The organism is Aurantimicrobium sp. (genome assembly GCF_036667855.1).
Classification (GTDB): domain Bacteria; phylum Actinomycetota; class Actinomycetes; order Actinomycetales; family Microbacteriaceae; genus Aurantimicrobium.
In genome coordinates this window covers 24,675-31,107 of the sequence record NZ_JAVWTF010000021.1, presented here as the reverse complement: position 1 = coordinate 31,107, position 6,433 = coordinate 24,675, and the positions used below count along the sequence as shown (strand labels likewise).

5 protein-coding genes are annotated in these 6,433 nt (G+C 55.4%); all 5 read right to left on the bottom strand.

The genetic code is table 11. The features are described from left to right. Positions 1-147: 147 nt before the first annotated feature. Positions 148-837 carry a phosphoribosyltransferase family protein gene (locus RR877_RS05930; RefSeq protein ID WP_332627799.1) on the bottom strand — a complete coding sequence of 230 codons (690 nt, stop codon included), beginning with the start codon at positions 835-837 and terminating at the stop codon, positions 148-150. A 72-nt stretch (positions 838-909) separates the two neighbouring features. Beyond that, the gene (locus RR877_RS05925; RefSeq protein ID WP_332627798.1) at positions 910-2,607 is read right to left on the bottom strand and encodes an LpqB family beta-propeller domain-containing protein; all 1,698 of its coding nucleotides are present in this window, start codon (positions 2,605-2,607) and stop codon (positions 910-912) included. Further along, positions 2,607-4,184: an MtrAB system histidine kinase MtrB gene (gene mtrB, locus RR877_RS05920; RefSeq protein ID WP_332618810.1), complete on the bottom strand. Its 1,578-nt coding sequence runs from the start codon at positions 4,182-4,184 to the stop codon at positions 2,607-2,609. The genes RR877_RS05925 and mtrB overlap by 1 nt, the downstream gene beginning before the upstream one ends. 7 nt (positions 4,185-4,191) lie before the next feature. Beyond that, complete coding sequence (gene mtrA / locus RR877_RS05915; RefSeq protein WP_332550815.1) at positions 4,192-4,878, bottom strand: MtrAB system response regulator MtrA; 687 nt, start codon at positions 4,876-4,878, stop codon at positions 4,192-4,194. A gap of 24 nt (positions 4,879-4,902) precedes the next feature. Continuing rightward, positions 4,903-6,390, bottom strand: a complete 1,488-nt coding sequence (gene ahcY, locus RR877_RS05910) for an adenosylhomocysteinase (protein WP_332550821.1) — start codon at positions 6,388-6,390, stop codon at positions 4,903-4,905. Positions 6,391-6,433 lie beyond the last annotated feature (43 nt).

Below are 6,433 nucleotides of genomic sequence, written 5' to 3'. Positions count from 1 at the left end.
AGTGATTTCAATGTGACGAGTGATGAAGTTGAGTTCCATGACGACCTCCCGTAGTTGGCGTTTACGCCCAACTTTTGGGCGATCCTTTCACGCCAATCGATGTTGTTTGAAAATTTAGTCCTGTTTGATCGGTTATGTCACGCATTTTTATCTGCGAGTGTCCTGAAAGTTTTTGGGAGTGTAGGCAAGCACTGCCGCTCCCAGGACTTCTGCGCCCCCGGCACGCAGTGCCCGGGCGCATTCCAGCAGGGTTGCACCGGTCGTCAACACGTCATCAACCAAGATGACTCCCGTGCCTTTCGCAGCTGGCTTGGCTGTGTAAACGCCCTTCATATTGCGAAAGCGCTCCATGCGACCGAGCTGGGACTGATCTGCTCTCCTTCTGCTGATGGTGAGGAGTTTCTGCGGACGCACACCGGCTGCCGTTGCCAACATGCCAATAGGTGAATACCCGCGTTGACGAAAACTCACCCTGCTCGAGGGCGGAACTACCCACGTAATTGGGTCCGAGCTCTCATGAGGTACTTGTTTGTAGATTGCCTTCATGGCTTCTCGAAGGGGCGTAGCCAGATGTTTGGCCACCGAAGTTCGTCCCGTTTCTTTGAAGTGATGCAGCACGCCACTGAGAGGCTCCCCCAGTTCCATAGCAAACCACAGTGGCAGTCTTTGCAGAGATTCCTCATCGAATAGCTCGCGGTACTGCAGATCTGCGACTAGAGAAGCTCTGCACTCCCTACAGAGGTTTCGATCTGGAAGATCGCACCCAGCACAGGAAATGGGAAGCGCCAATACCAGAGCATCTGCACAGTGCTCTTTGAACTCGTCGAATGTCCACATCTCTGCAGTGTGACTGTGAGTAGCTCACGCTTCAGCTCACAGAGCTGAAGGTGTGGAAAACTTCCTCGGAACTTATTGCTGGACGGCGAGTGATTTCACACCCGTGACAGCACTGAGCCACTGTGCACTACTGCGCTGAGTGAGCACATTGCCTTCTGCGGTGAGAATTCGTATACCTGCAACAGTGTTCGCTCCCACGATCGAAATGGGGGTGCCTGTGGTGACCTTAGCCAAATCTTCGCTTTGCCCACCAATGACTTGCGTGCGGACGTTAGAAGAGGCGCCGTCCGAGGACACACTCACCACCGTGGTGGAGTCCACCCACGCAGAAGCAACGGGCGTTCCTGCGGCGAGTGAGAGAGATACTGGAGCGCCCAACTGAACGGGCACTGACTTCTCCCCACGAACAAGAGCACTCACCACCAACTGGTAGCTGCCGTTTGTTTCCAGCAGCGCCAAAACGCGGGTGCCATCTCGGGAAATCGAGAGCGACAGTATCGAATCAGCGGTTGCCCAGGGCGCTTCGAGTGGGATTTGTTTGCCGTCCGTGGGGATGACCACGAGCTTGTTGGGTTGCGCGGCAGGAACCGACCACACATATCCGAAATTATCCAAAGCAGGTGCTATCAATCCGGAACGGGTGTCCACCAACTGAGCATTGCCATTTCGCACAAAAGAAACACCCTGCGCTGTGAGGATTGCTGCCAAAACATTCCCGTTTGAAGTCGTTATTGCAGTGGGTTGTTGAGCAAGCATGGTTGGTTCTAGTTGTGTGGACGTGTCCACCGTAGTGCCGGTCCAATATCCGAAGGTTTTATCGGTCAAGACAAGTGGCCTGGAATCGACCGGCTTGGGCAAAACAGAATCGACAGTGCTGGAGATGGCATTGTTCAACGTTGCCCCGTCCACCAACATGGTGACGGCTGTGATGTTGTCGACGGACTGCAAGCTGGCAGACAACTGTTGCTTCATCTGTCGAATGACGGTGGGATCGGCTGAGAGTGCAGCGGAGTTCAAGTCAACTGTTGCCGTCCCCCTAGACACGGGGACGGTGTCTGCGACCAGTGCTGTGCCGGCAGGGAATGCGGTGTGAGTGGCGCCATTGGCTGACAGCCATGCAGATGGCCCAGCCAAGAGCGCCTTGGTGATGCGAGTGCTGGCTGATGCACCGGCGGGGAAGAAGCGAACATCAGGGACCAACACAGAGTTCGTGGAGTCAAAGAAATAGAGCGGGTGCGCCTGGTAAACCTGATCAAAAGTGAAACGATCCATCACCACGCCATTGGGAGCAGAGCTAATGCGCCATTGGCCATCAACCTGCTCAAAGGTGTAGCTATTGGTCACCGACTGGGTGGGGGTCACATCTGAATAGTTGCCCTGGGCATCAACCAGTGCGTTCTGGGTATAAACCAGCTCACCGGTGTTGTTTCCGGTTTGAGTGACAGTGCGCAAGCCTGCATCCACGTTCACTGCTGTGGTGGCATCCCACTCTGTGGCGAATTCGGGGGTCAAGAACTGTCGAGCAATGGCGTAGTCACTGACGGGTGACGAAGATGCTTCAACAAAGCCTCGGAGGATTTCTTCGATAGAACCGTTTCGCACAGGCCCCGAGGGCAAGAATTCAATGGCATCGTCTTCAACCGGAACAACAGCGGAGCCCTGATTCACTCCACTCGAGCGAGGAATACCGGAGCATGCCGTCAACGCCAACAGCGACAGCATTGCTACCGCCAAAGAGATTCCATTGATCACACTCTTCCTGATCGCCATCACGACTCCTCAGTGGGGTCGAGGGGCAAGGGTGAAGAAGCAATAGGAATCTCAAGATCACGAGGCAGGGTCAATCGGAACAATGCGCCCTCCCCTGGTGCTGCCCAGACGTCCAGAAGACCGTTGTGAACACGGGCATCCTCGAGAGAGATAGCCAGACCGAGGCCCGTGCCGCCCAGGGTGCGCTTTCGAGAAGGATCTGCGCGCCAGAAACGACTAAAGACTTGCTCGAGCTGTTCAGCATCCATACCCACGCCGTGGTCACGGACACTTATCGCCACTGCCGTGGCATTACTGTCCACAGCAATGTCGATGGGCTTGTTTTCTCCATGCTCAATGGCGTTGCCAATGAGGTTCATCAAGATACGGCGCACGCGTCGAGGATCAATATCAGCGTCAAAGTGACCACCAGGGGCAGACAATGACAGGTCGCAGCCGTGCTGCTCGGCCAAGGTTGTCATGGTTCCGACAACATCTTGAACAAGACCAGCCACGTTGGTGGGTTCTGGCTCGAGGTTTACACTTCCGGCGTCATAGCGGCTGATTTCAAGAAGATCACCGAGAAGCTTTTCAAAGCGCAGCACCTGCGCGTTCAAGAGCTCGGTGCTGCGACGCGTCTTGGCGTCAAAGTTCTCACGTTCCTGGAACAACACATCACCCGCGAGCTTGATGGTGGTGAGCGGTGTGCGCAGCTCGTGGGACACGTCGGAGACGAAGCGCTGTTGCATGACGGAGAGATCAGCCAGCTCGGTGAGCTGGCGCTGCATGCTGCCTGCCATGTCATTGAACGACCTGGCCAGTGTGGCTACCACGTCCTCGCCCTTTTCAGGAATGCGCACTGCAAGGTCACCAGCAGCCAACTTCTGTGAGGTCTCTGCTGCGTTCTTGAGCGGTGAGACCACCATGCGCGAGACCACCCAGGCCACACCCCCCACCAGAATCAGCAGACCAAAACCGGAGAACCACAACACCTGTTGAACAAACAACAGGGTTTGTTCAGATTGCTCAAAGTCATAACCAATAAACAGTTCATACAAACCAGCACCTGGAATATCGAGCTGGGAGCCCACAACAACACCTGGAACAGTGGAGCCATTAATGGGAAGTTCAACAGATTGCCAGAACTGCTGATCCGCAGTGGTCATCACTTGAGCCTTGAGCTCGGGGGTAATGACGCCACCGGTGAGTTCAGAACTGGAGAAGTTCTGTGGAGCGAGCGGATTGGGTTCTTGATCGGGAACGCGATAGACCGCAATCAGTCCACTCGAAGAAGAATCACGAATAGCGGTTCGAGCAGCATTCATCACCGACTGCATCGATGCTTGGTCGCTGGCATCAGAAGAGTCGAAGATGCGCTGGGCAGCGACCTGAGCACGTTGTGATTCTGAAAGCACTTGGTTCAAGCGGGAGGCAAAGAGGTCGTTGCTTATCGAGAAGGACATGTAAAGCCCGACCAAGATGATGGCGACACCCGAAAGTGCCATCGAGGCCACGACTGTTCGGAACTGTAGCGAACGACGCCACACACGCGTGATGCGCGCAGGAAGCCCAAGTAAGTCGAAGCGTCGAACCTTCATTGCGACGTTAGATCACAGCTCCGGCACGGTAACCAACACCGCGCACGGTGGTAACAATGGTGGGGTTATCGGCGTCGAACTCCACTTTGCTACGCAAGCGCTGCACGTGCACATTCACCAAACGAGTATCTGCCTTGTATTGGTAGCCCCACACCTTCTCCAGCAGCATTTCACGAGTGAACACCTGCTGAGGCTTGGATGCCAGAGCAACCAGAAGATCAAACTCAAGTGGGGTGAGGTTGATGCAGACATCCCCTCGCTTGACCTCGTGGCCGTCCACGTCAATACTCAGATCACCAATACGCAGGGTCTGCGATGTGGCACCACTGGGTGCCATGGAGCGCAGACGCGTACGAATACGTGCCACCAGCTCGCCCGGGTTGAAGGGCTTGACCATGTAGTCATCAGCACCAGCTTCAAGGCCAGCAACGACGTCGGTCGCGTCCCCTTTGGCCGTGAGCATGATGATGGGCACGCCAGATTCCTGACGAATCTGACCACAGACTTCAATGCCGTCAAAGCCGGGGAGCATGAGGTCTAACAACACGAGGTCGGGCTTGTTCTCCCGGAATGCTGCAAGAGCTTCTGCGCCATCGGCGCAGAACGAAGGCGTAAAGCCTTCGCCTTCCAGGACGATACCGACCATCTCCGCCAATGCGGCGTCGTCGTCTACAACCAGAATGCGTGCACTCATGCGTTAGAGCCTAGTCTCCAGAGACTAGTAGCGGTAATGGTCAACCTTGTAGGGGCCTTCCACAGGAACACCAATGTAGGCAGCCTGCTCAGGAGTCAGAGTTGTCATTTTCACACCGAGAGCGTCCAAGTGCAGGCGAGCATCCTTCTCATCCAGGTGCTTTGGAAGCACAAAGACACCAATGGGGTAGTTCTCGCGGCGAACAAAGAGTTCGATCTGCGCAAGCACCTGGTTGGCAAACGAGTTACTCATCACGAAGGAAGGATGACCGGTTGCATTGCCCAGGTTCATCAGTCGGCCTTCGGAAAGAACCAAGATGCTACGACCGTTGGGCATACGCCATTCATGCACCTGAGGCTTGATTTCGATCTTTTCGGTACCGGCCAGGTTTTCCAGCGACGCCATATCAATTTCGTTGTCGAAGTGACCAACGTTCGCCACAATGGCCTGGTGCTTCATCGCGAGCAAATGCTCGAGACGAATCACGTCCTTGTTGCCGGTCGTGGTGACAAAGATGTCAACCTGATCCACGACGTTCTCCAGAGTGTCCACCTGGTAGCCATCCATGGCTGCCTGAAGAGCACAAATAGGGTCAATCTCGCTGACAATCACGCGAGCACCCTGGCCACGCAGAGCCTCTGCAGATCCCTTACCGACATCGCCATAACCAGCAACGAAGGCAACCTTGCCGCCGATGAGAACATCGGTGGCACGGTTCAAACCGTCAGGAAGAGAGTGGCGAATGCCGTACTTGTTATCAAACTTGCTCTTGGTGACAGAGTCGTTGACATTGATGGCAGGGAACAAAAGTTCCTGCTTGGCAAAAAGTTCATAGAGGCGGTGAACACCCGTGGTGGTTTCTTCGGTGACACCAATGAGCTCAGATGCCACGGTCTGCCAACGGGAAGGGGTCGCAGCCAGAGTCTTGCGCAGCAGTTCCAGGATCACGCCATATTCGTGGCTGTCAGAAGCAGTCGTAGAAGGAACTGCACCAGCAAGTTCAAACTCACGGCCCTTGTGAACCAGGAGCGTGGCGTCGCCACCGTCGTCGAGGATGAGGTTGGGTCCGATCCAGTCAGCGCCGGCAGCGGAAGCTTCAGCGGACCAGTCAAAGATGCGCTCGGTGCACCACCAGTACTCTTCGAGGGTTTCACCTTTCCACGCAAAGACAGGTGAACCGGCAGGAGCTTCGACGGTTCCGGTGGGACCTACTGCAATGGCTGCGGCTGCTTCGTCTTGAGTAGAGAAGATGTTGCAGCTGGCCCAACGAACCTGAGCACCAAGCGCAACAAGAGTCTCAATGAGAACAGCGGTCTGCACGGTCATGTGCAGGCTGCCCGCAATACGGGCACCCTTCAAGGGCTGTGTGGGACCGAATTCTTCACGCAGTGCCATCAGGCCTGGCATTTCGTTCTCAGCCAGACGGATCTGGTGGCGTCCTGCTTCAGCCAAGCTCAGGTCAGCGACCTTGTATTCCAAGCCGGATTGAGCATCAAAGGTTGCAGTAGGCATCAGCACAGTCATGCTTCAAGTTTAGAGCCGGATCTGCGGCTCA